This window comes from Nocardia sp. NPDC003269 (genome assembly GCF_042888005.1).
Lineage (GTDB): Bacteria > Actinomycetota > Actinomycetes > Mycobacteriales > Mycobacteriaceae > Nocardia.
Genome location: NZ_JBIAPA010000004.1, coordinates 1 through 20,087 on the forward strand (window position 1 = coordinate 1; position 20,087 = coordinate 20,087).

Below are 20,087 nucleotides of genomic sequence, written 5' to 3' on the forward strand. Positions count from 1 at the left end.
TCAACCGGGGGGTATGAGAGGCCGGAACCAATAATAATATTGGCACTGACATTCATCGACACACTATTGAGTTCTCAAAGAACACACGCACAAGCTTCTACCCACAACATTTTGCAGGGGCTTCAGCGAGGCAGGGTTCAAACTTAGCCCACGCAAGTGCCCGGACGCAAATCCGGGCTAAGTGAGCTGTCTTACTTGTTGTTGTCGGCGCTCATCGTCCAACCTCGTTTCCCTGGTACTCGGTACCGGGTCGGTGTCCGTGTCGCTCTGACTTGAATAAAGTTACGTGTCGACAATTGCAATGTCAAATTCCCTAGTCAGGGGTTGTTTCGCGTGTTCGCACCGGCGCGACATAGGCGGATCGGGCGAAACACGGGGTGTACGGCGGCGTGTGTCCGTGGCGAATCCGATTGCCGCGCCGTTAGGTCGACGGCCGGTACCGTGGCGCGGACAAGCCGAGGGCACGGGAGGGTCTGCGATGGCGGAGCGGAACGCGAGGCGACGGTGGGTTCGGCGGGTGGTGGGCGTCGGTGCCGTCGTCGCCAGTGGCGTGGCGGTGGTGACGGCCGCGGCGAATATGGCTACCTGGGCGCTGTCGTCGGGGCATCGCAGTGATGTGGCGGGAGCGCCGATCGTTCCCGTGGTGATCGTGCCCGGGGCGAAGGTCGCGGAAGACGGGACGCCGATGGCCTATCTCCGGGGTCGGCTCGATGTGGCCATCGAGTTGGTGGCAGCGGGGAAAGCTGGGGACATCCTGTTGTCGGGTGACGCCGGTGGAGCGTCGGGGGACGAGATCGCCTCGATGACGCGGTATCTGCTCGAGCGCGGGATCGATCCGTCGATCGTGCAGGCCGATGGGGAGGGACTGTCGACGCGGGAGACGTGTGAGCGGGCGCGGTCGATGTTCGGGGTCGAGCGGGCGATCATCGTCAGTCAGTTTCAGCATCTGCCGCGGGCGGTGGCGTTGTGCCGGGCGGCGGGGATCGAGGCCGACGGGGTGGTCGCGTATTGCGATTGCCGGCGGAGTACCGAGGTGCGTAACAACGTCAGGGAGTGGCTGGCCGCGCCCAAGGCTGTCGCGGAGATGGTGCTGCGCTGAGGGTTCTCGATCGGACCCGATAGGTCCCCGGAGTAGCAGCCGAGGTGTTCGGAAGGGCGGCAGACTCCTACCTACCCATGCGGGCATCGTGGCGGAGGCTTCGACGACGCCCCCGGAACCACACCCGCCACCACGTCGGCTTGGTCGGCGTGGGTGTGGCAGCGACCGGCCGAACCCAAGGCTGGCCTGCCGACAGAGTCCGGCACCTCGCGTGAATGTCGTCGAGAAGCAGGTCCTGGTCGATGGTGTCGTCGTCGAGGTGCCAGCGGAATCCATCGAAATCGGCAGCCAGATCAGCCAGCTCAGGACTCCCGACTTCGGGCGTAACCGAGAGGTAGTCGAGGTCGGACGCAATCCGGTTCACGTGCTCGACGAGGATTCCCTCGCCCGCGAGTAGGGCGTTCGCGGCCTTTTCGGCCCGACGCATCCGTACATCGACATCGCGCGCGGACCAGGCCGCCTCGGTGTCCGCGACGAGCCCCAGCTCTGCCAGCGCGGTCCGGAACAGGGCAGGCGCCTCGCCGGTCTCGGACCGGTGGAGGCAGGCGAGTTCCACCAGCGCGGGAGTGTCGTGGCCCTGGGCCAGTGCCTCGGCAGCGGCCATCGGCAGATCCTCGGGGTAGAGCTCGCCCACTGCGAAGCGGTCGGCGGAGCTGTCGAGGTCGTTCATCTGGTCAGCGTGCGGTAGGTGAGGAAGGGGTGGCAATGGAATTTCGGGGGCGACGTTTCCTCGGCGAAAGATCGGTCAACCCTGTCGGTCGGTCCGGGAGGTGTGCGGACCGATTCCGATCATCGCGCTGATCAGCGCTTTTCAGGAGGACATTGTGCGAATCGTCAAGGCGGTAGCGGTCGGGTTGGCTGTTGCGGCCGCCACAGTCGTGGGGGTGGGTTCGGCTGCCGCGGAGCCGGAGCAGAAGGAGAACATCTATATCGATGTGTCGGTGCTGGGGTGTTCGGTGGGTGCCGGGCTGGGTGGGGATGTGCTCGTCGCGCTGGGTGGCGGGAGTGGGTCGAGTGCGCTGGTGAACTCGTCGCTGGCGGCGCGGCTGCGGGCCGCGGGGTGCCTGCCGCGGCTGTAGGACCTGCGCCGATGGTCTCGCCACGCGCGGCGGGACCATCGGGGTGCCGTGCTCGGGGAATCGCGATCGCGTACCGTGATCGGGGTTGTCATGATGGCCGACGGAATGGGGTGCATCGTGGGCGGATCCGAGCACGCCGCGCGGCTCGTACGTTTCTGGCAGACCGTGGAGTTGTTCGGTCCGCAGCGCGTTCCGGAGGTCGGGGCGCTGGCCGAGGACGGACTCGTGGTCGAGCCGGCGGCCGACGATCTCGCGCCGTGGGAAGACCTGGCCGCGCTTCCGCCGCTGCGGGCGGGGCGGGTGTGGCAGTTCGTGGTGTACGGCGGGCTGTTCGGGATCGGGCGTGCGCGAGAAGCGCTGGTCCGGGCGTTCGGGGAGGACCGGCTCGAAGCCGATGCCCGGCGTGCCGGGACCACGGCCGCTTTCGCGGTGACGTTGACCGAGGACGGGGTGGTCGTCGGTGGTTCGGCGAGCCTGTCTGGGTTGGCCTGGGCGGTGAATCGGTTGCGGTCGCCCGGGCCGACGGACAGTGGGTGGGCCGAGGGGTTCGATCATGATTCGGCCGCGTTCACGGCGGCCTTCGATACGTTGACGCGCGAAGCCGCGGCCGCCGATCCCGAAGAGATTCAGCACTCGCCCCGGTGGCGGGCGCTGGATGTGGCGGGGCGGGGTGTCGGCGCTTCGCTGATCGCGGCGGGCGCGGACGGGGTCATCTCCCCCGGGCTCGCCGGGATGTCCGCGCTGGCCTTCGCCGAGCGGCTCCTACCCCAGGACCCGGAGGAGCCGGCCGAAGCGCCGCACCTCAGCGGGCGGGACCTCCAGACGTTCACCGGCGAACTGTGTGGGGCGCTGGGGATTCGGTCGGAATTGCGCGCGGGTGGAGTGCGTGTCGCGTGTGTGCAGGTCGCGGCGCGCGACACGGTCGCCGGCGAGGATCGGCTGAACAGTGGTCTGCGCGCGGACCTCGCCACGCTGGCGGCGGCGATCGAGCGCGGCGATGTCGGCGCGGCGTTGCAGGACTACCTCGCGGCCACCGAGACACTGCCGGTGCACGAGCGCATCGATGTGCGGGAGCGCCAGGACGTGGTCGTCGAAGGGCTGCTCCCCCATCTCGTTCCGGACGGACGCTGGCCGGGCGACCCGCTGGTGTCGGGTCAGCAGTTCGCGGTCGACAGCGCGATGGCCGGATTGCGGGACGGCGCGGGGATTTTCGCGGTGCACGGCGCGCCGGGGACCGGCACGACGACGATGCTGCGCGATCTGCTGGCGGGGATCGTGGTGGAGCGGGCCGCGCAGCTGGCCTCGTTCGACAATCCCCTAGAAGTGTTCACCGGGGTCACCGAGCAGGTGCAGGTCGCGAAGAACTACACGGTGGGCGCGCATCGGCTGGCATCGAATGTCACGGGGTTCGAGGTGGTGCTGACGACGGGGAGCGAGGAGGCCGCGGCCGACGTCGTCACCGAGATCCAGCGACGAGACGCCATCGATCGCGAATTCGACCATTTCACCGAGCTGGCCGACCTCGTCGGCGACGAGCCCGCGTGGGGTTTGGTCGCCGCGGCGCTCGGCGCGGAGCGGCGAACCTTCGGGGAGCGGTTCTGGTTCGGCGACCGATTCGCCACCGAACGGTTCTCCGGCTCGACCGCGGGCGGCATGCTCGACATTCTCAAACAGGCCGAGGCCGATCCGGATTCGATCCCGGACTGGTCGACGGCGGTGCAGGATTTCGCGAGTCGGCGCGCCGAGGTGCGCAGGCTCGCGCAGGAGCGACAGGACGTCGCCGACGCGGTGGCCGAGCTGCCCGGGATGCACGAGCAGCTGCGGTCGATCGCCGCGGATATCGCCAATGCTGATACCGCGCACGCGCATTGGCGGGAACGGCATCAGCTGGCGACCGAGCATCTGCGGGCGGCGCAGGCCACCCAGCATCGGGTCGGCAAGTTGCTCGGGGAGCACGGTGGGCAGAAGCCGGGGTTCGCGGCGTCGGCGTCGACCGGGTTCAGCGCGGGTCGGCGCTGGAGTACCCGGAGCAACGAGTTGCTGCGCGAGCGGCATATCGCCGAGTCGGAGATGCGGCGGCGGCAGACCGAGGTCGAGTACACGCGGGGGCAGTGGGCGGAGGCGGCCGAGCACGGGCGCGCGCTGATCCAAGCGCATCGGGAACTGACCGCGCGGCGCGAGGCGGCGCTGGAGATCATCGAGCGGGCGCGGGAGAACTGGGCCGACACCATCCCGTTCGGTGATGCGTCCGGGGACGACGAGCGGTTCCAGCTGTGCAATCCGTGGGCCGACGAGCAGTATTCGACCGCGCGGCGGGAGCTGTTCCTGTCGGCATTGCGGCTGCACCGGGCGTTCCTGCTCGACGCGGCGCCGCGGGTGCGCGACAACCTGATCGTGGCGATCGCGCTGATCCGAGGTGAGCTGGCCGAGGAGCCGAAGCCGGAAACCGTGGCCGCGGCGTGGCAGACGCTGTTCCTGGCGGTGCCGCTGGTGGTCACGACGTTCACGGCCGCGCCGCGATTGTTCGAGGGGCTCGGGCGGGAGGCGCTGGGCTGGTTGTTCGTCGACGATGCCGGGCAGGCCGCGCCGCAGTCGGTGGCCGGTGGGCTGTGGCGGGCGCGGCGGGCGGTGATCGTGGGTGATCATCGTCAGCTGGGGCCGATGGAGACGTTGCCGACCTCGGCGCAGGAGGCGCTGGTGCGGCAGTTCGGGCTCGACGCGGAGTGGATGCCGGACCTGGCGTCGGCGCGGCGGGCGGCCGATCGCGGCGTGCGGCACGGGACATGGCTGACGCCGGCCGATGCCGCCGAACCGGTGTGGGTCGGTGCGCCGTTGCGGGTGCATCGGCGCAGTGATCTGCCGATTTTCGAGCTGACGCATCGAATCGCCTACGACGACGATCTGCTGATCTTCGGTACGCCGGAGCGGGCGGAGTTCCCCGGTCAGGATCGGTGGATCGATGTGCGATCGGCGCGGGCGGAAGGGAATTGGATTCCCGGTGAGGGTGAGGCGCTGGCCGAGTTGCTGGCTCAGCTGACCGAGGACGGTGTGTCGCCCGGGGATATTCGGGTGGTCAGTCCGTTCCGGGATGTCGCGCGCGGGGCGCGGGAGATCGCGCGGGAGGTGCTCGGGGCGGAGTTCGCGGCGCACCAGGTGGGGACTGTTCATGCGATGCACGGGAATTCGGCCGAGGTCGTGGTGCTGATCCTCGGGACCTCGCCCGCCGCCGGTGGGTCGCGGCGGTGGGCGGCGACGAATCCGAATGTGCTCAATGCCGCGGTGTCGCGGGCGCGGCGGCGGGTGTATGTGATCGGCAACTACCGGTTGTGGAGCAGCCAGCGGTATTTCGAGGAGCTGGCCGCGCAGTGGGCGGTGCAGGACGAGCCGGCACGTCAGACGGTCAGCCGGTAGAAACGCCAGAAACCGAAGTCCTCGATCGGGAGGACGTCGACGGCGGAGAAGCCCGCGTCCACGGCGTACTCGGCCAGTTTCGCGGTGCGCATGACGGTGCCGGTGCCCGCCGAGCCGGGGTGGGCCATGCCGTCGGGCAGGCAGATCAGCAGGCTGAAGCCGTACATCAGGCGGTCGACATCGCTTGCCGGTGCGGTGAATTCGGCGTCGACGGCTTCGTCCATGACGATCACGACGCCGCCGGGGCGCAGTGCCTTGCGCATGGCGGTGAGGATCTCGACGGGGTGGGGCATGTCGTGCAGGCATTCGAAGGCGAACACCGCGTCGAAGGTGGCTTCGGGCAGGTCGGTGGCGGCGTCGCCGTGGTGGAAGCGGACGCGGTCGCCGAGGTCGGCGGCATTGTCACGGGCCATCGCGACCGAGGGTTCGTCGATGTCGTAGCCGTCGACCCGCAGTTCCGGGTAGGCGCGGGCCAGCGCGATGGACGACCAGCCGCCGCCGGAGCCGACATCGGCGGCGCGGGCGTCCTGGCCCGCGAGTTTCGCGTGTATGTCGGGCACGCTGGCCAGGTCGACGGCGAGACGGTGTTCGAACCAGGGGCGATTCATGTCGGACTGTGATTCGCGCATGTCCACGCCGTATTCGGACCAGCCGACGCCGCCGCCGTCGCGATAGGCGCGAACCAGGCCGGGCAGCTGGACCGCGGCGCCCGCCAGCATCCTGGCCAGGGGCGCGAGGTAGTTCAGGCTGGTGGGGTCGGTGAGGACTTCCGCGGGACCGGCCGGGAGGGTGAACCGGCCGTCGTCGACGGTCAGCACACCGGTCGCGGCCTGCTGCTCGAGCCATTCCCTGGCGTAGCGCAGGTCGCCGCCGGCGCGCGCGGTCAGTTCGACGGCGTCGGCGGGGCCGTGCTCGGCCAACGCGCGATACCAGCCGAGCCGGTCGCCGAGGTGCACCGCGAGGATGTCGACGGCGCCGAGTGCCGCGCCGAACAGCCGGTCGGCGAACTGCTCACTGGTCTGCTCTGCTGCGGTCACGTCGATCCTCCCTGGCTCGATCGCGGACCGGTCGGCCCGCTGTAGCGAAGTACGTGGTCGCGCGCCACGCGGTTCATTCGGAGTCGTACCCGGGACGGGTTCGGGTGATCGGGCCGGACGAATACGGGCTCGACAGTGACAACGACGGGATCGGCTGCGAGACCAGCTGACGCGCGGGCGGTCCGGTGCGGTTGCTGCGCGTCAGCCGGGTCGGTTACGGCGAATCGAACAGCAGGGTGCCGGGGGCGACGTCGGTGCCGATGGCGGCGCTGGTGATCGAGTCCTTCGGGGAGTCCATGACGACGATCGGGCAGATCGGGGAGTTGCCGGTGGCGGCGATCTCGGTGGGGTCGAAGGTGACGATCGGGGCGCCTGCCTCGACGTCGTCGCCTTCGGCGGCCAGGAGGCCGAAGCCTTCGCCTTTGAGTTTCACGGTGTCGATGCCCAGGTGGACCAGGACGCCGACGCCGCTGCCCAGGATGACGAAGGCGTGCGGGTGGAGTTTGAGGATCTTGCCCGCGAGGGGGGCGGTGACCGTGAGGGTGCCGCGGGTGCGGTCGGGGTCGATGGCGACGCCCGAGCCGACGATCTGACCGGCGAAGACCGGGTCGGGGACGTCGGCGAGGGGGATGACCTTGCCAGCGAGCGGAGCGAGGATGGGCACGCTCACAGGATGTCCTCGATGTCCTCGGCGAGGGTGTCGGCTTCGGGCCCGACGACGACCTGGACGACCGTGCCCGCCTTGAGGACGCCGTGCGCGCCAGCGGCCTTGAGGGCGGCTTCGTCGACCTTGCTGCCGTCCTTCACCTCGGTGCGCAACCGGGTGATGCAGGCCTCGATCTCGACGATGTTGTCCGCGCCACCCAGACCCTTGACGATCGCTTCCGCTTTGGACATGTGTTCTCCCTTTCCGCGGTGGTTGCCGGTTCCAGTATGGGAGCCTCGAATGTGCGCCACGTCATATTTCGCGGTTGACATCCGGCATCCACCTGGTCAAACTTACAACTGGTTATGACCGGACAGTACCCGTCAGGGTCACCGGTTCACAACAGTTAACCCGGACAGACTCGCAAGTCCGTTCGGCTCGCCGAGACCGCCGGGAACCCGGCACGAAGAAGGTCGACATGTCTGCCGTTACCGACAGTCCCAAGCAAGAATCGAAGGTGTTCGCGGGTTTGCAGCGCCTGGGTCGCAGCCTCATGCTGCCGATCGCGGTGCTCCCCGCGGCGGGCATCCTGTTGCGCCTCGGGCAGGACGATCTGCTCGGCCGGTTCTCCGCGCTGGAGAGCACGGCGGCGGTCATCTCGGCGGCCGGTCAAGCGGTCTTCACGTGGTTGCCGCTGATCTTCGCCGTCGGCATCGCGATCGGCTGGGCGAAGAAGGCCGACGGGTCGACCGCGCTGGCCGCTGTGGTCGGCTACATGGTGATCGACGGCGTGTTCAAGGCGATGTCACCGATCGTGCTGGAAGGCAAGACCGATCCGAAGGGCGCGCAGGCGCTGATCAACTACGGCGTGCTCGGCGGCATCGTGATGGGCCTGCTGTCGGCGATCCTGTGGCAGCGGTTCTATCGCACGAAACTGCCGGACTTCCTCGGCTTCTTCAACGGTCGGCGGCTGGTGCCGATCCTCACCGCGATCACCGGCCTGGTGGTCGGCGTCGGCATGGCGTTCATCTATCCGGCCTTCAACTCCGCGCTCACCTGGGTGGGTGAGACGGTCGCCGACAACACCGTCGTCGGCGGCGGTATCTACGGCGCGGCCAACCGCCTGCTCATCCCGACCGGCCTGCACCACATCCTGAACTCGACCGTGTGGTTCCTCGTCGGCGACTACACCGACGCCTCCGGCCAGCTCGTGCGCGGCGACCTCAACCGGTTCTTCGCCGGCGACCCGACCGCGGGCACCTTCATGACCGGCTTCTTCCCGATCATGATGTTCGCGCTGCCCGCCGCGGCGCTGGCGATCTGGCACAACGCGCGGCCCTCGCAGAAGAAGCTGGTCGGCGGCATCATGCTCTCCACCGGTCTGACCGCGTTCGTCACCGGCATCACCGAGCCGCTGGAGTTCTCGTTCATGTTCGTGGCGTGGCCGCTGTACGTGGTGCACGCGATCCTGACCGGCACCTCGATGGCGCTGGTGAACGCGCTGGGCATCCACGACGGATTCACGTTCTCGGCGGGCGCGATCGACTATCTGCTGAACTTCGGCAAGGCCACCGACGCGTGGCTGCTGATCCCGATCGGCCTGGGCTACGCGGTGATCTACTACGTGCTCTTCAGTTTCGTGATCAAGAAGTGGAACCTGCGCACGCCCGGTCGCGAGGAGGAGACCGATGTCGAGGCCGGCGTGCCCGATGTCGCCGCGGTCGAAGCCGAGGCTGCGCTCGAGGCGACCGGCGATACTCGGACCGACGCGCCGCTGGTCGCCGAAGTCGAATCGAAGCTGGACAAGAAATTGGAAGGTGAGTGAGGACATGACCACCCGCACAGTCGTCGTCGGATCCCAGGTGGGGCTGCATGCCCGGCCCGCAGCGAAATTCACCCAGGCCGTGCAGGCCACCGGCGTGCCGGTCCGGATCTCCATCGGAGACGGCGAACCGGTCGACGCGGCCAGCGTCCTCGCGGTGATGACCCTGGGCGCGGGCCACGGCACCGAGGTGACCCTGCACGCCGACGACGACGCCGTGCTGGACAGCCTGGCCGCGCTGGTGGCCTCGGATCTGGACGCCGCCTGATGGGCGAACAGGTGATCCGCGGCCTCGGCGTGAGTCCCGGTGTGGTCGTCGCGCCGTGGTTGCGGTTCGGTTCGCAGCTGGCGACTTCGGCGCAGGACGCGGTCGGCGGCTCGGTCGAGGACGAGATGGTCCGGGTCAAGGCGGCGCTCGGCGGGGTGGCCGACGAGATGCAGGCCAGGGCCGGTCGGGTGAGCGGCGTCGCGGCGGAGATCCTGTCGATGTCGGCGACGATGGCCCGCGACCCGGGCATCGTCGCCGCCACCGAGAAGCAGCTGGCCGACGGGATGCCGACCGCGCACGCGGTGCACCTGGCGTTCGAGGGATTCTGCGCCAAGCTCGAGGCGCTCGGCGGGTACATGGCCGAGCGCGCGACCGACCTGCGCGATATCGGCGGGCGCACCGTCGCGGTGCTGCTCGGCGAACCGATGCCGGGCATTCCCGAGCCGGGGTATCCGTTCGTCCTGGTCGCCCGTGATCTCGCGCCCGCCGATACCGCGATGCTCGGTGACAGCGATGTGGTCGGGCTGCTGACCACCGAGGGTGGGCCGACCAGTCACACCGCGATTCTCGCGAAGTCGCTGGGGCTGCCCGCGGTGGTGAACTGTCCCGACACCGATCGGCTGGTCGAGGACGCGCCGGTCCTATTGGACGGCAGCACCGGTGATGTCGTGATCGATCCGAGTCCGCTGCGGCAGCAGGCCGCGATCGAGCAGGCCGCCGCCGACGCGGCACGGCTGGCGGCGGCCAGTGGACCGGGGCACACCGCCGACGGGACGCCGGTGCAGATCCTGGTGAACATCGGCACCGTCGACGATGCCGAGAAGGCGGGACCGGTCGACAGCGAAGGTGTCGGGCTGTTCCGCACCGAGTTCATGTATCTCGGCAAGGCGACCGCGCCGAGTCTGGACGAGCAGATCGCTTCGTACACCACGGTTCTCGAACAGTTCGCCGGGCGCAAGGTCGTGGTCCGCACGCTCGATGCCGGTTCGGACAAGCCGCTGCCGTTCCTCGATCTCGGGACCGAGGAGAACCCGGCGCTGGGTGTGCGCGGGCTGCGGATCGGGACGGTGTTCCCTGATACCCTGGCCGCCCAGCTCACCGCGCTGGCCAGGGCGGGCGAGGCCACCGGGGCGGATCTGTGGGTGATGGCGCCGATGGTCGCCACCGCCGACGAGGCCGCCGGATTCGCCGCGCTCGCACGGGAATCGGGGCTGCGCAAGGTCGGGGCGATGATCGAGATCCCGGCGGCGGCATTGCGGGCGGCCGATCTGCTGGCGCATCTGGACTTCGTCAGCATCGGGACCAACGATCTGAGCCAGTACACGTGCGCGGTCGATCGGATGGCGGGTGGGCTCGCGCATCTGCTCGATCCGTGGCAGCCCGCGGTGCTCGATCTGATCGCGATGGTCGGTGCGGCGGGGACGGCGGCCGGGAAGCCGGTCGGGGTGTGTGGTGAGGCGGCGTCGGATCCGACGTTGGCGCCGGTGCTGGTCGGACTCGGGGTGACGAGTCTGTCGATGTCGGTGCCCGCGTTGCCCGGGGTGCGGGCGGCGTTGTCGGCGGTGGATATCGAGACGTGCCGGGACGCTGCCGATGCGGCGTGTGCGGCGAGGAATCCGCAGGTGGCGCGTGAGGCGGTCGCGGCGATCGTCGGGCGGGCATGAGTCGGAGGAGGGTGTGGGCGGTCCGGCGGGTGGTCGGGCCGTTGCACGGTGGGTGCGTGCTGGGTTCGTTCGTGGGTGACACTGCTGCCACCGCGCGGCGTGCGACCGACCCCGGGCAACAGCCGACGCGCGCAACCGGCCTCAGACAAGGGGCGACGTGGTGACCGCACGGGGTGTCGTGCGTGGGCGGCTCGTGGGAACGCCCACCGATGAGATCGCCGATGGGGTGGTCGAATTCACGGACGGGCGCATCTCCTGGGTGGGTGCGGCAGCGGGTTATCCTGCGGCTGAGCAGCTTCCGTCGGCGAGTGACGAGCTGGTGCTGCCGGGGCTGATCGACATGCACTGCCACGGTGGTGGTGGGTTCGGATTCCCCAATGCCGATGGGGCGGGTGCGCGGGTCGCGGCGGCAAATCATCGTGCTCAGGGCACGACCGGGTTGCTCGGGAGTCTCGTGTCCGCGCAGCCGGAGGTGTTGATTCGGCAGGCGGAGCTGCTCGCCGATCTCGTGGATGACGGCGTGCTGCTCGGGGTCCATTTGGAAGGGCCGTTCATCAACGCATGCCGGTGTGGTGCACAGGATCCCGCAGCGATCATCCCCGGTGATCCCGCGCTGTTCGAGCAGATCTACGCGGCGTCGCGGGGCACGGTCCGGTCCATGACCCTGGCGCCGGAGACCGCGCACTTCCCGGAGCTGCTCGCCGCCATGCGCCACCACGGTGTGCTGCCGAGTCTCGGACACACCGATGCCGACGCCGCCACCACGGCGGCGCGGATCGCGGACGCGGCCGGTGGGCCGATCACCGCGACGCACCTGTTCAACGGTATGCCCGCCCTGCACCACCGCTCCCCCGGGCCGGTCGGCGCCTGCCTGGCCGCCGCCGGTCGAGGGGACATGGTGCTCGAATTGATCGCCGACGGTGTACATCTGGCGCCCGAGACCGTGGCGATGGTGTTCGACACCGTGGGGCCCGAGCAGATCGCGCTGGTGTCCGATGCGATGGCGGCGGCCGGTCTCGGTGACGGTGACTATCAACTGGGCGCGCTCGATGTGCGCGTGCGCGATGGGGTCGCCCGGCTCGCCACCGAGGACGGCACGCCGGGGGCGATCGCGGGTGGGACCGCGCGATTGCTCGAGGTGTTGCGCTGGACCGTGCGGAACGCGGGGGTCCCGCTGGTCAACGCCGTCACCGCCGCCACCCGCACGCCCGCACGGGTTCTCGGTCTCGACGACCGCGGCGTTCTCGCCGTCGGCCTGCGGGCCGACCTGCTCGTCACCGACCAGTCATTGCAGCCGCGGCGGGTGTTCCTCGCCGGAACGGAAGGAATCTGATGGAAATCGTGATCCGGGCGGACGAGCACGAGGTGGCCACCACGGTCGCCGATATCGTCGGCGGCTATGTGGAGCGCGGCAACGCGATCCTCGGTCTGGCCACCGGGTCGTCGCCGCTGGGCAGCTACCAGGAGCTGGCGCGGCGGTATCGCGACGGCGCGATCGACTTCTCGACGGCGAGCGCGTTCCTGCTCGACGAGTACGTCGGGCTGCCGAAAGAGCATCCGCAGTCGTACTTCTCGGTGATCCGCTCCGAGTTCGTCGACCACGTGAATCTCGATCCGGCGCGGGTGCTGAGCCCCAACGGTGAAGCGGGTGACATCGCGGGCGAGGGCAGGCGCTACGACGCCGCCATCGCCGCGGCCGGCGGGGTCGACGTGCAGTTGCTCGGCATCGGCACCGACGGGCACATCGGCTTCAACGAGCCCGGCTCGGCGCTCACCTCGCGTACCAGGGTGAAGACGCTCACCGAGCAGACCCGGCAAGACAACGCCCGCTTCTTCGACGGACCGCAGGACGTGCCGCACCACGTGCTCACCCAGGGGCTCGGCACCATCGGCGAGGCCGGTCATCTGGTGATGATCGCCCTCGGCGCGGGCAAGGCCGACGCCATCGCCGCCGCGGCGGAAGGCCCGCTCTCCGCGTTCTGCCCGGCCTCGGTCATGCAGTGGCATCGGCACGTCACCGTGGTGATCGACGAAGCCGCCGCGAGCAAGCTGAAACTGGCCGACTACTACCGGTACGCGCTGGCGAACAAGCCCTCCTGGCAGTCGTTCTGAGATGACCGCGCTCGAGTTCGCGGTACAGGATGTGGCGGGCGCGATCGGCGCCCGCCGGGTCGGCGCGGATCGGGTGGAACTGTGTGCGGCGCTGGGCAGTACGGGTGGGCTGACCCCGAGTATCGGGATGATCGAGGCGGTGGTGTCAACCGGGATGCCGGTACACGCGCTCATTCGTTGTCGCGCGGGCGGTTTCGTGTATGCCGACGCCGACGAGATCGCGGTGATGAACGCCGATGCGAAAGCGGCGGTGTCGGCCGGGGTTGCCGGGCTCGTCGTCGGCGCGCTCACCCCGGACCATCGGGTCGACGTCGACGCGCTGGTGCGGGTACTCGACGGGGTTCCGGTCGACGACATCGAACTCACCTTTCATCGAGCCATCGATCAGATCGCCGACCGGGCGGCGGCGATCGAGACATTGATCGACCAGGGCATGACCAGAGTCCTCACTTCCGGCGGCGCGGCTCGCTGCTCGGACGGCCTCGACGAACTGGCCTCCATGGTCGACCAGGCAGCGGGCCGACTCCAGATCATGGCCGGTGGTGGCGTTACCCCGGCCGACATCCCCGCGCTGCACCACCTCGGCGTCGACGCGATCCACCTCTCCGCTCGCCGCATGGTCGCCGATGACGGCGGGCCGGGCGGCGGCACCGCCCACCACGAGCAACTGGACGATGAACTCGCCGCAGCGGTCGCGGCACAGCTTCGCGCCGCGACGACCAGCTGATCAGCGGCGGGATCGGCCACGATGAAGACGGTGACGGTGGCGGCCACAGCACGGATCTCGCTCGCCGATCCGGTGATAGTGAGCGGCACTCGGGAGTCGACAGCCGATCAACGGTCGAGGCGGCCGTTGGATCAGCCGCCAGCGACGCCGCGACTACGGCGGACCCGGTGGTGACGGGCTTGATCACGAGCGCTGGACGACGCGCTCGCAACCCTCATCTCCGCGAGAGATACGTTCAAGAACGTTCGGCGAGAATGAGTTCCGCTTCGCCGGGGTTGCAGTCGAACGCCGCCTGGACCGCTGAGAGCGCTTGGGCGTGCTCCCCCGCCGCGACCAGGCGATCGATCTCGGCCCACTGATCGGTGGGAGCGGCGACCGACAGGTCGAGTCGGCGTTCGAGGCGTTCCCACATGCGGGCCACTGTCGGGTCGCCCGCGAGCAGGGCACCCAGGTGGGCTTTGAAGGTGGGGTGTTCGGTGCGGTACATGCCCATCCAGCTGCTGTCGGGTGGGCTGGCCTCGGCGTTGGCGGTGCGGTCGGCGAGCTTGAGGATGACGGCGGGCGGGTGGGCGGCGATCTTGGTGTAGGCATCGAGGTTGCGGGCCTTGCGGTTCGGGCCGACGCCGGTGACGGCCCAGACCAGGTCGAGAACCTCACGGCCGAAACGGGATTCGACGTCCTCGGCGGTGACCGGGGTGTCCTCGATGACGTCGTGCAGCCAGGCGGCGGTGCCGACCGCGCCGTCGTAGCCGAAGTCGTCTAGCACGGCCCGGACCGCCGCCAGGTGCTTCACGTAGGGATGGTCGCCGTAGCGTTGGTCGCCGTGGGACTCGAGGGCGAACGCCCGCGCCTCGGATTCCCGCTGATCGAACTCCATACCGCACCCCCGTGCTCGATTCGGATCGTGACGAGATCGACCCTAGCCGAGGCCACCGACAATCAGCGCGGCTTCCGGGCGGTAAGGATGCCGGTCTGGTACTTGCTCTGGGTGAAGTCGAGCTCGGTGAAACCGGTCGCGCGCAGCTGATCGGTGTAGTGGCGGATGTCGGCGTCGGCGAAGGGGTTGCCGCCGCCGAAGAAGGGCGCGAGCAGTCGGCGCGCTCGCGGGGTGAGCGACGCGTCGGCCAGCAGCAACCGGCCGCCGGGGCGCAGGACCCGCCACATCTCGGCGATGGCGGCCGTGCGGTGCTGCTCGGGAATGTGGTGCATGACGAAAGTGCAGGTGACGACGTCGAATTCGCCGTCATCGAAGGGGAGTTCCTGGGCGGGTGCCTGCTCGTAGCGGTGGTGCGCCGCGCGATCACGGCGGCGATTGTCGTCGACGGCGATCGCGGACGGGTCGACCCCGACGGCCGCGCCGGAAGGTCCGGTCGCGACGCCCGAGGCGCGCACGAGTTTGCCCGGCCCGCAGCCGATATCGAGCGTGCGCTGTCCTGGTGCGATCCCGGCGGCCGCGACGAACTCGGCGAGCAGCCGGCGCTGCCTGCCGAGGAAGAACACCGTGGTGAACAGGTTGTAGCGGCGCAGGCCCGCGATGACGATGCCGGTGTCGCTGTCCTCGACGAACATGGGGGTGAGAAGCTGATTCCTTGACATAGGTCCATGGTCGGGCGCGGCCACGGCGGCGACCAGGACCAGAACCGCCGGATCTGTCCGTTTCCGGACACATCCGGCGAAACCGTCCCGTGGAGGAACGATGGCCGAGCACACCGATCGACGGGTCCGCCGGACCAGGGACAACCTGCACCGCGCGCTGATCGAGCTGATGATCGAGCGCGGCTACGACCGGGTGACGGTCAGCGACGTCATCGAGCGCGCCGATGTCGGGCGCTCCACCTTCTACGCGCACTATCGCGACAAGGACGACCTGCTGCTGGTCAGCTGCACCGAGTACCTGCGCCGCGAGATCACCCGCACCACCGTGCCCGGCTCCCCGCTCGCGCCGCTGCGGGTGATGTTCGCGCTCGCCGCGCAATATCCGGAGGTCTACAAGCCGCTGATCGGGCCGAAGGCGACCACGACCGTGCTGCACGCCTATCGGCAGTGCGTGGCCGAGCTGATCGGCGAACTCGTCGCGGAGCTGCCTGGCGACACCGTCGCGTTCCTGTCCTGGGGACTGCTCGGCTTCCTCGGCTCCGTGATCGACCCGGGCGACCCGGTGCCGCCCGCGACCGCGTGGCAGCGCTTCGAAACGCTGGCGCTGTACGGGCTCAGCGGCGACGCAGGTCGGGCCACGGCGGCCGGCGCAGCAGCGCCAGCGCCGCGATCACGCCCGTGAGCAGGCCGACCCATTCGCCGAGCTGAGCGATCCGGTTGGTGTCGACGGCGGGTGTCCAGTGCGCGCGGCCGTCGTGGATGACGAACACGCCGACCGGCCGCGCGGGCCTGCCGAACCCGCCACCGCGCGCGACGGTGATCACGGTCGCGCCGTCGGCGGCGGGCACCGGGTCGCCGAAGATGGTCGGCGGCGTGGTGACCGCCTGCTCGAGCCGTTCCCTGATCGTCATCCGAATCCCCGTCGGTCGTCGCGGCACTGCTGTCGAACATACGCGCCGGGAGGTGGGCTGCCCCGCCGTTCGCGAGCAGATCGCCCGAGACCGTGGGTGGGCTTGGCATGATGGGTGGGCCCAGCCACGACGAGAGGTGTTGCGCCCATGACCACCGCACCTGAGCTCGACATCCTGGCGACACCGTGGTCGCGTTCGCTCGGCCTGCGCGTGCCGGTGGTGAACGCGCCGATGGGCGGGGCGGCGGGCGGGCGGCTCGCGGCGGCGGTGACCGCGGCGGGCGGGCTCGGCATGATCGGGATGGGCAGCGCCGGATCCGTGGCCGCGCTGGAGCGCGAGCTCGCGCTCGCCGGGGACGCGGTGTTCGGGATCGGGCTGGTCGACTGGGTGCGACAGCGCGAGAGCGGACTCCTCGACGCCGCGATCGCCGCCGGGCCGCGGGCCCTGTCGATCAGCTTCGGTTCCGATTTCTCGTGGGTGCCGGTGGTGCAGGACGCGGGAATTCTCGCTATCACGCAGGTCTACGACGTGCCGGGGGCGCATCGCGCGCAGGAGGCCGGGATCGATGTGCTGGTCGCGCGCGGGTGCGAAGGCGGCGGTCACGGGGCCGACCGGCTCGCGCTGCTGCCGCTGCTCGACGCGGTCCTGGATACCGCGACGGTGCCGGTACTCGCGGCGGGCGGGATCGGTTCCGGGCGCACGCTGGCCGCGGTGCTGGCGGCGGGCGCTTCCGGAGCCTGGCTGGGGACATCGCTGGCCGCAGCGGAGGAATCCCTGCTGCCCGAGAACGCGCGCCGGGCGATGCTCGCGGCCGATTCGACGCACACGGTGGTAACGACGGCGTTCGACGAAACCCTCGACCTGCCGTGGCCGCCGATCTATCCCGCGCGCGTGCTGCGCAACGACTTCACCGATCCGTGGTCGGGCCCGGAACCCGACGAAGCGCGGCCCGACGCCGACCTGCTGCGCACGGCCATCGCCGCCGACGACGCGACCATCGCCCCGGTCGACGCGGGACAGGGCGTCGGGCTGATCACCCACATCGAGCCCGCGGCCGCGATCGTCGACAGGCTGTGCCGGGACGCGGCGACGTTATTGCGCCGCTGAGGCGCGGCTCAGCGGACAGGATTGCGTAGGTCGACGGCGCGGGCGGGGTCGGTCAGCAGGCTCTGATCGAGCTGGATCGTCTCCTCGGTGCGCCAGCGGGCGTGCCAGATCGGTACGCCGCCGGGCAGATTCGTTGCGCGGGCGGTGGTGAGCAGCGGGAGTTCCAGGCGGGCCGAGGTCACCGTGACCGCCGCGTTGGCCGGGGTGTGTGACCAGACGTCGTCGACCACGTCGGTGATCCGGATGCCGAGGCGATGGCCGGCGGCCAGGCGAGCGTCCTGCCAGAGCAGGCGGATCGCGGCTTCCGGGCGGACCGGGGCGATGCCGCGGGTGAGCACGGTGGCGCGGCCGTCGGGGGCGATGTCGTAGAGCTCCAGGGCGACGGTCGCTTCCGGCGGTCCGGACAGGTTCACGGTCGCTGTCGCCCGGCCCGCCAGGTGCAGTGCGTCGGTGACGGGTGCCGAGATCGACCAGATCTCGCGGTCGGGGCCGGGGAGCAGGCCGCGATCAGTGAAGGTGCCGGTGCGCAGGTCGACGGTCACGCGCTCGGAATCGACCGGCGGCCAGACGGTCTCGCCGCGCCAGCCGCCGTCGAACTGGCCGACTGTGACCGGCGGGCCGGGTACCTCGACGGCGGCCCCGGCGACGTGCCGGTCCAGGAACGCGGCCAGTTCGTCGGTGAAATGCGGGGTACCGCAGCGGCTGCGGCAGTCGGAGTGTCCCCACTGGCCGAACCAGGCCCGGTGCTCGCCGGGGCCCATCGCCTGCCAGGCGTCCAGGACGCGGTCGGCGCGGGTGTTGGAGTCGAGGAAGCTCTGGCCGAGGAACAGCGGGGTGGTGTTGCCGCGCAGGTCGTCGACGAGGTCGCGGTCGCGCCAGCCCGGGTTGGCGGCGTTGTGGTCGGTGGTGAGGGCGAGGTAGTTGTCCGTGCATTCCTTGGTCAATGCGACGGCGTTGGCCTGGTATTCGGGTGAGTCGTCCCAGCGGCCGGGGGTGTGGGCGATGGCGAGGTGTTCGGGGCCGGCGAGGTCGGCGGGGCGAAGTCCGTCCTCGGTCAGCGGTTTTCCGCCGAACTTCCACGAGATGCCCTGCATGTACAGGTAGGTGTACGGATCGACGACCGGTTCGAACGCCGCGACGGCGGCCAGGCCCTTCGGTTTCGCGGCCAGCGCGAGCATGCCGGTCCAGCCCTCGTAGGAGGTGCCGACGACGCCGACGCGGCCCGTCGACCACGGCTTGCTCGCCGCCCATTCGACGGCGGCGGCCACGTCGGACTGCTCCCCCGGGCCACCGAAATCCGGGCAGCCGTTGGAGCCGCCGTAGCCGCGCAGATCCACGATCACATAGGTGTAGCCGGCCTTCAGCGCCCATTCGACCGGCAGATTGTCGGTCGACGGGCCGCCCTCGGGGCGCGGTTGGGTGAGGTAGGCGAGGTGCGCGCGGTATGGGCTGACCGTCAGCAGCACCGGGGTGCGCACGTCGTCGGCCAGGCCCTGCGGCCGCAGGATATCGGCGTGCAGGCGGGTGCCGTCGGGGGCGGTCAGGTACTCCTGCGTCCACTGGAACGCCACATTCACCGACTCGGCCGACACCGGCGCCGCCATTCCCAGCACCAACGCCACACCGGCGGCGACCCGCGCCACCATCACACCCCATCGCACGGATGGACTATGGCCGGTCGCGTCGTGCGAGTCCAGCCCCGAGATCCGGGGGCCGCGGACTAGGGCTGGGGTTGCGGGCGGACGGTGAGGATCTGCTGGGCCACGCCGACCGGTCCGCGGACGTCGTGCAGCACGGTGCTGGTCAGGCCCTGACCGGTGTGGCCGAAGGTGACGCTGGTGTCGAGGCCGGTCCACTCGCCCTCGGGCTGCCGATACAGGTGGATCGTCAGGTCGACATTGGGGAACATCCACTTGGTCGGCTCCTGGCGGACCGCGATGCCGTTGGCAGTGTCGACCAGCGCGATGAACGACGCCAGAGGCTCGCTCGATTCGCCGGACACCAGTTCCACCGCCGAATGGATCCACGCGGCGGTGCGCCCCGGCTGCGGGAGCCCGACGGGGCGGGTGTCGACGGTGGCGATGTAACCGCCGGGCCAGACCGAGCTCAGCGGCCACGAGGACAGCGTGTCCGGGGCGGGCAGCCGATCGGGTTCGCCACCGGCGACGCTGTCGGTGTCCTGATCGCTCAGCAGCCAGGCGCGGGCGCTCACGACATCGCGACCGGCGATGACGACCGTGGCCTCGACCAGTTCGATCGTGCGGCCGGGCCGGACCGTGCGGACCTCGATGTCGAACTCCTCGAAGCCGATGCGGCCGAGAATGTCGAAGCTGATCCGGCTCAGCGCCAGCGCGGGGCGTTGTTCGCGCGCTCGCGTGCGCAGGATCTCGTGCACGATCAGCCCGCCGACGGGGCTGAAGTGCTGTTCGTCGCGGGCCCAGGCGCCACCCGCGTTGGCGGTGGGCACGAAGCGGTGCGTGCCGACGCGCTGGAAGTAGCTGGGGGCGATCGTCTCCGTCACAAAACTCAACCTACGGGTCGAATTTTCATCTTGCCAGTCGATTTGCCATCCTTGTGGTCGACTTCACAGCGTCACGGGCCCGCCGAC

20 protein-coding genes are annotated in these 20,087 nt (G+C 69.9%); 11 read left to right on the forward strand and 9 right to left on the reverse strand.

The window, feature by feature from the left end; translation table 11 throughout:
- The first annotated feature begins 517 nt into the window (after window positions 1-517).
- Window positions 518-1,099 (forward strand): ElyC/SanA/YdcF family protein, encoded by a 582-nt coding sequence (locus ACFYWJ_RS28145; protein ID WP_355279248.1) that lies wholly within the window; start codon window positions 518-520, stop codon window positions 1,097-1,099.
- 67 nt (window positions 1,100-1,166) lie between these two features.
- Here ACFYWJ_RS28145 and ACFYWJ_RS28150 read toward each other — a convergent pair whose 3' ends face one another.
- A complete protein-coding gene (locus ACFYWJ_RS28150; RefSeq protein WP_355279245.1) occupies window positions 1,167-1,769 on the reverse strand; it encodes a hypothetical protein in 603 nt (200 codons plus the stop codon).
- 214 nt (window positions 1,770-1,983) lie between these two features.
- Here ACFYWJ_RS28150 and ACFYWJ_RS28155 point away from each other — a divergent pair, with 214 nt between their 5' ends.
- Both ACFYWJ_RS28155 and ACFYWJ_RS28160 read left to right on the forward strand, forming a co-directional pair.
- Window positions 1,984-2,178 (forward strand): hypothetical protein, encoded by a 195-nt coding sequence (locus ACFYWJ_RS28155; protein WP_355279243.1) that lies wholly within the window; start codon window positions 1,984-1,986, stop codon window positions 2,176-2,178.
- Window positions 2,179-2,271: 93 nt separating this feature from the next.
- Window positions 2,272-5,589 (forward strand): DEAD/DEAH box helicase, encoded by a 3,318-nt coding sequence (locus tag ACFYWJ_RS28160; protein WP_387163100.1) that lies wholly within the window; start codon window positions 2,272-2,274, stop codon window positions 5,587-5,589.
- On the opposite strand, the gene ACFYWJ_RS28165 is transcribed toward ACFYWJ_RS28160, so the two are convergent.
- From ACFYWJ_RS28165 to ACFYWJ_RS28175, 3 genes are all read right to left on the reverse strand, one after another.
- On the reverse strand, window positions 5,571-6,626 hold the full coding sequence (locus ACFYWJ_RS28165; protein ID WP_355279239.1) for a class I SAM-dependent methyltransferase: 1,056 nt from the start codon (window positions 6,624-6,626) through the stop codon (window positions 5,571-5,573). The genes ACFYWJ_RS28160 and ACFYWJ_RS28165 overlap by 19 nt on opposite strands.
- A gap of 214 nt (window positions 6,627-6,840) precedes the next feature.
- The gene (locus ACFYWJ_RS28170; protein WP_355279237.1) at window positions 6,841-7,296 is read right to left on the reverse strand and encodes a PTS glucose transporter subunit IIA; all 456 of its coding nucleotides are present in this window, start codon (window positions 7,294-7,296) and stop codon (window positions 6,841-6,843) included.
- The gene (locus ACFYWJ_RS28175; RefSeq protein WP_355279234.1) at window positions 7,293-7,523 is read right to left on the reverse strand and encodes a PTS glucose/sucrose transporter subunit IIB; all 231 of its coding nucleotides are present in this window, start codon (window positions 7,521-7,523) and stop codon (window positions 7,293-7,295) included. Before ACFYWJ_RS28175 ends, ACFYWJ_RS28170 begins: the two co-directional genes overlap by 4 nt.
- A gap of 227 nt (window positions 7,524-7,750) precedes the next feature.
- On the opposite strand from ACFYWJ_RS28175, the gene ACFYWJ_RS28180 reads away from it, so the two are divergent.
- The 6 genes from ACFYWJ_RS28180 to ACFYWJ_RS28205 all read left to right on the forward strand — a co-directional run bounded on the left by ACFYWJ_RS28180 (window position 7,751) and on the right by ACFYWJ_RS28205 (window position 13,865).
- Window positions 7,751-9,097 carry a PTS transporter subunit EIIC gene (locus tag ACFYWJ_RS28180; protein WP_355279233.1) on the forward strand — a complete coding sequence of 449 codons (1,347 nt, stop codon included), beginning with the start codon at window positions 7,751-7,753 and terminating at the stop codon, window positions 9,095-9,097.
- 4 nt (window positions 9,098-9,101) lie between these two features.
- The gene (locus tag ACFYWJ_RS28185) at window positions 9,102-9,362 is read left to right on the forward strand and encodes an HPr family phosphocarrier protein (RefSeq protein ID WP_355279231.1); all 261 of its coding nucleotides are present in this window, start codon (window positions 9,102-9,104) and stop codon (window positions 9,360-9,362) included.
- Window positions 9,362-11,026 (forward strand): phosphoenolpyruvate--protein phosphotransferase, encoded by a 1,665-nt coding sequence (ptsP, locus tag ACFYWJ_RS28190; RefSeq protein ID WP_355279228.1) that lies wholly within the window; start codon window positions 9,362-9,364, stop codon window positions 11,024-11,026. The genes ACFYWJ_RS28185 and ptsP overlap by 1 nt, the downstream gene beginning before the upstream one ends.
- A gap of 160 nt (window positions 11,027-11,186) precedes the next feature.
- The gene (locus ACFYWJ_RS28195) at window positions 11,187-12,359 is read left to right on the forward strand and encodes an amidohydrolase family protein (protein WP_355279225.1); all 1,173 of its coding nucleotides are present in this window, start codon (window positions 11,187-11,189) and stop codon (window positions 12,357-12,359) included.
- Entirely contained in the window at window positions 12,359-13,138 is a 780-nt protein-coding gene (nagB, locus tag ACFYWJ_RS28200) for a glucosamine-6-phosphate deaminase (protein ID WP_355279222.1), read from the forward strand. Before ACFYWJ_RS28195 ends, nagB begins: the two co-directional genes overlap by 1 nt.
- Window position 13,139: 1 nt before the next feature.
- Entirely contained in the window at window positions 13,140-13,865 is a 726-nt protein-coding gene (locus ACFYWJ_RS28205) for a copper homeostasis protein CutC (protein WP_355279219.1), read from the forward strand.
- Between the two features lie 235 nt (window positions 13,866-14,100).
- Here ACFYWJ_RS28205 and ACFYWJ_RS28210 read toward each other — a convergent pair whose 3' ends face one another.
- Both ACFYWJ_RS28210 and ACFYWJ_RS28215 read right to left on the reverse strand, forming a co-directional pair.
- On the reverse strand, window positions 14,101-14,742 hold the full coding sequence (locus tag ACFYWJ_RS28210) for an HD domain-containing protein (protein ID WP_355279217.1): 642 nt from the start codon (window positions 14,740-14,742) through the stop codon (window positions 14,101-14,103).
- 62 nt (window positions 14,743-14,804) lie between these two features.
- Window positions 14,805-15,461 (reverse strand): methyltransferase domain-containing protein, encoded by a 657-nt coding sequence (locus ACFYWJ_RS28215; RefSeq protein WP_355279216.1) that lies wholly within the window; start codon window positions 15,459-15,461, stop codon window positions 14,805-14,807.
- Window positions 15,462-15,561: 100 nt separating this feature from the next.
- On the opposite strand from ACFYWJ_RS28215, the gene ACFYWJ_RS28220 reads away from it, so the two are divergent.
- Window positions 15,562-16,143: a helix-turn-helix domain-containing protein gene (locus ACFYWJ_RS28220; protein ID WP_355279215.1), complete on the forward strand. Its 582-nt coding sequence runs from the start codon at window positions 15,562-15,564 to the stop codon at window positions 16,141-16,143.
- Here ACFYWJ_RS28220 and ACFYWJ_RS28225 read toward each other — a convergent pair.
- Window positions 16,076-16,372 (reverse strand): hypothetical protein, encoded by a 297-nt coding sequence (locus ACFYWJ_RS28225; RefSeq protein ID WP_355279213.1) that lies wholly within the window; start codon window positions 16,370-16,372, stop codon window positions 16,076-16,078. The genes ACFYWJ_RS28220 and ACFYWJ_RS28225 overlap by 68 nt on opposite strands.
- Before the next feature lie 171 nt (window positions 16,373-16,543).
- On the opposite strand from ACFYWJ_RS28225, the gene ACFYWJ_RS28230 reads away from it, so the two are divergent.
- Entirely contained in the window at window positions 16,544-17,479 is a 936-nt protein-coding gene (locus ACFYWJ_RS28230) for a nitronate monooxygenase (RefSeq protein ID WP_355279286.1), read from the forward strand.
- An 8-nt stretch (window positions 17,480-17,487) separates the two neighbouring features.
- Here ACFYWJ_RS28230 and ACFYWJ_RS28235 read toward each other — a convergent pair whose 3' ends face one another.
- The gene (locus ACFYWJ_RS28235) at window positions 17,488-19,140 is read right to left on the reverse strand and encodes a CocE/NonD family hydrolase (RefSeq protein ID WP_355279211.1); all 1,653 of its coding nucleotides are present in this window, start codon (window positions 19,138-19,140) and stop codon (window positions 17,488-17,490) included.
- Window positions 19,141-19,199: 59 nt separating this feature from the next.
- Entirely contained in the window at window positions 19,200-20,000 is an 801-nt protein-coding gene (locus tag ACFYWJ_RS28240) for a thioesterase family protein (protein WP_355279209.1), read from the reverse strand.
- Window positions 20,001-20,087: the final 87 nt, after the last annotated feature.

Excerpts from the sequence above, each read along its gene's own strand:
- ptsP (WP_355279228.1), top strand. The coding sequence starts at position 9,362 with ATGGGCGAACAGGTGATCCGCGGCCTCGGCGTGAGTCCCGGTGTGGTC.
- ACFYWJ_RS28205 (WP_355279219.1), top strand. The coding sequence starts at position 13,140 with ATGACCGCGCTCGAGTTCGCGGTACAGGATGTGGCGGGCGCGATCGGC.
- nagB (WP_355279222.1), top strand. The coding sequence starts at position 12,359 with ATGGAAATCGTGATCCGGGCGGACGAGCACGAGGTGGCCACCACGGTC.
- ACFYWJ_RS28220 (WP_355279215.1), top strand. The coding sequence starts at position 15,562 with ATGGCCGAGCACACCGATCGACGGGTCCGCCGGACCAGGGACAACCTG.
- ACFYWJ_RS28160 (WP_387163100.1), top strand. The coding sequence starts at position 2,272 with ATGGCCGACGGAATGGGGTGCATCGTGGGCGGATCCGAGCACGCCGCG.
- ACFYWJ_RS28215 (WP_355279216.1), bottom strand. The coding sequence starts at position 15,461 with ATGTCAAGGAATCAGCTTCTCACCCCCATGTTCGTCGAGGACAGCGAC.
- ACFYWJ_RS28210 (WP_355279217.1), bottom strand. The coding sequence starts at position 14,742 with ATGGAGTTCGATCAGCGGGAATCCGAGGCGCGGGCGTTCGCCCTCGAG.
- ACFYWJ_RS28150 (WP_355279245.1), bottom strand. The coding sequence starts at position 1,769 with ATGAACGACCTCGACAGCTCCGCCGACCGCTTCGCAGTGGGCGAGCTC.
- ACFYWJ_RS28175 (WP_355279234.1), bottom strand. The coding sequence starts at position 7,523 with ATGTCCAAAGCGGAAGCGATCGTCAAGGGTCTGGGTGGCGCGGACAAC.
- ACFYWJ_RS28180 (WP_355279233.1), top strand. The coding sequence starts at position 7,751 with ATGTCTGCCGTTACCGACAGTCCCAAGCAAGAATCGAAGGTGTTCGCG.
- ACFYWJ_RS28225 (WP_355279213.1), bottom strand. The coding sequence starts at position 16,372 with ATGACGATCAGGGAACGGCTCGAGCAGGCGGTCACCACGCCGCCGACC.
- ACFYWJ_RS28185 (WP_355279231.1), top strand. The coding sequence starts at position 9,102 with ATGACCACCCGCACAGTCGTCGTCGGATCCCAGGTGGGGCTGCATGCC.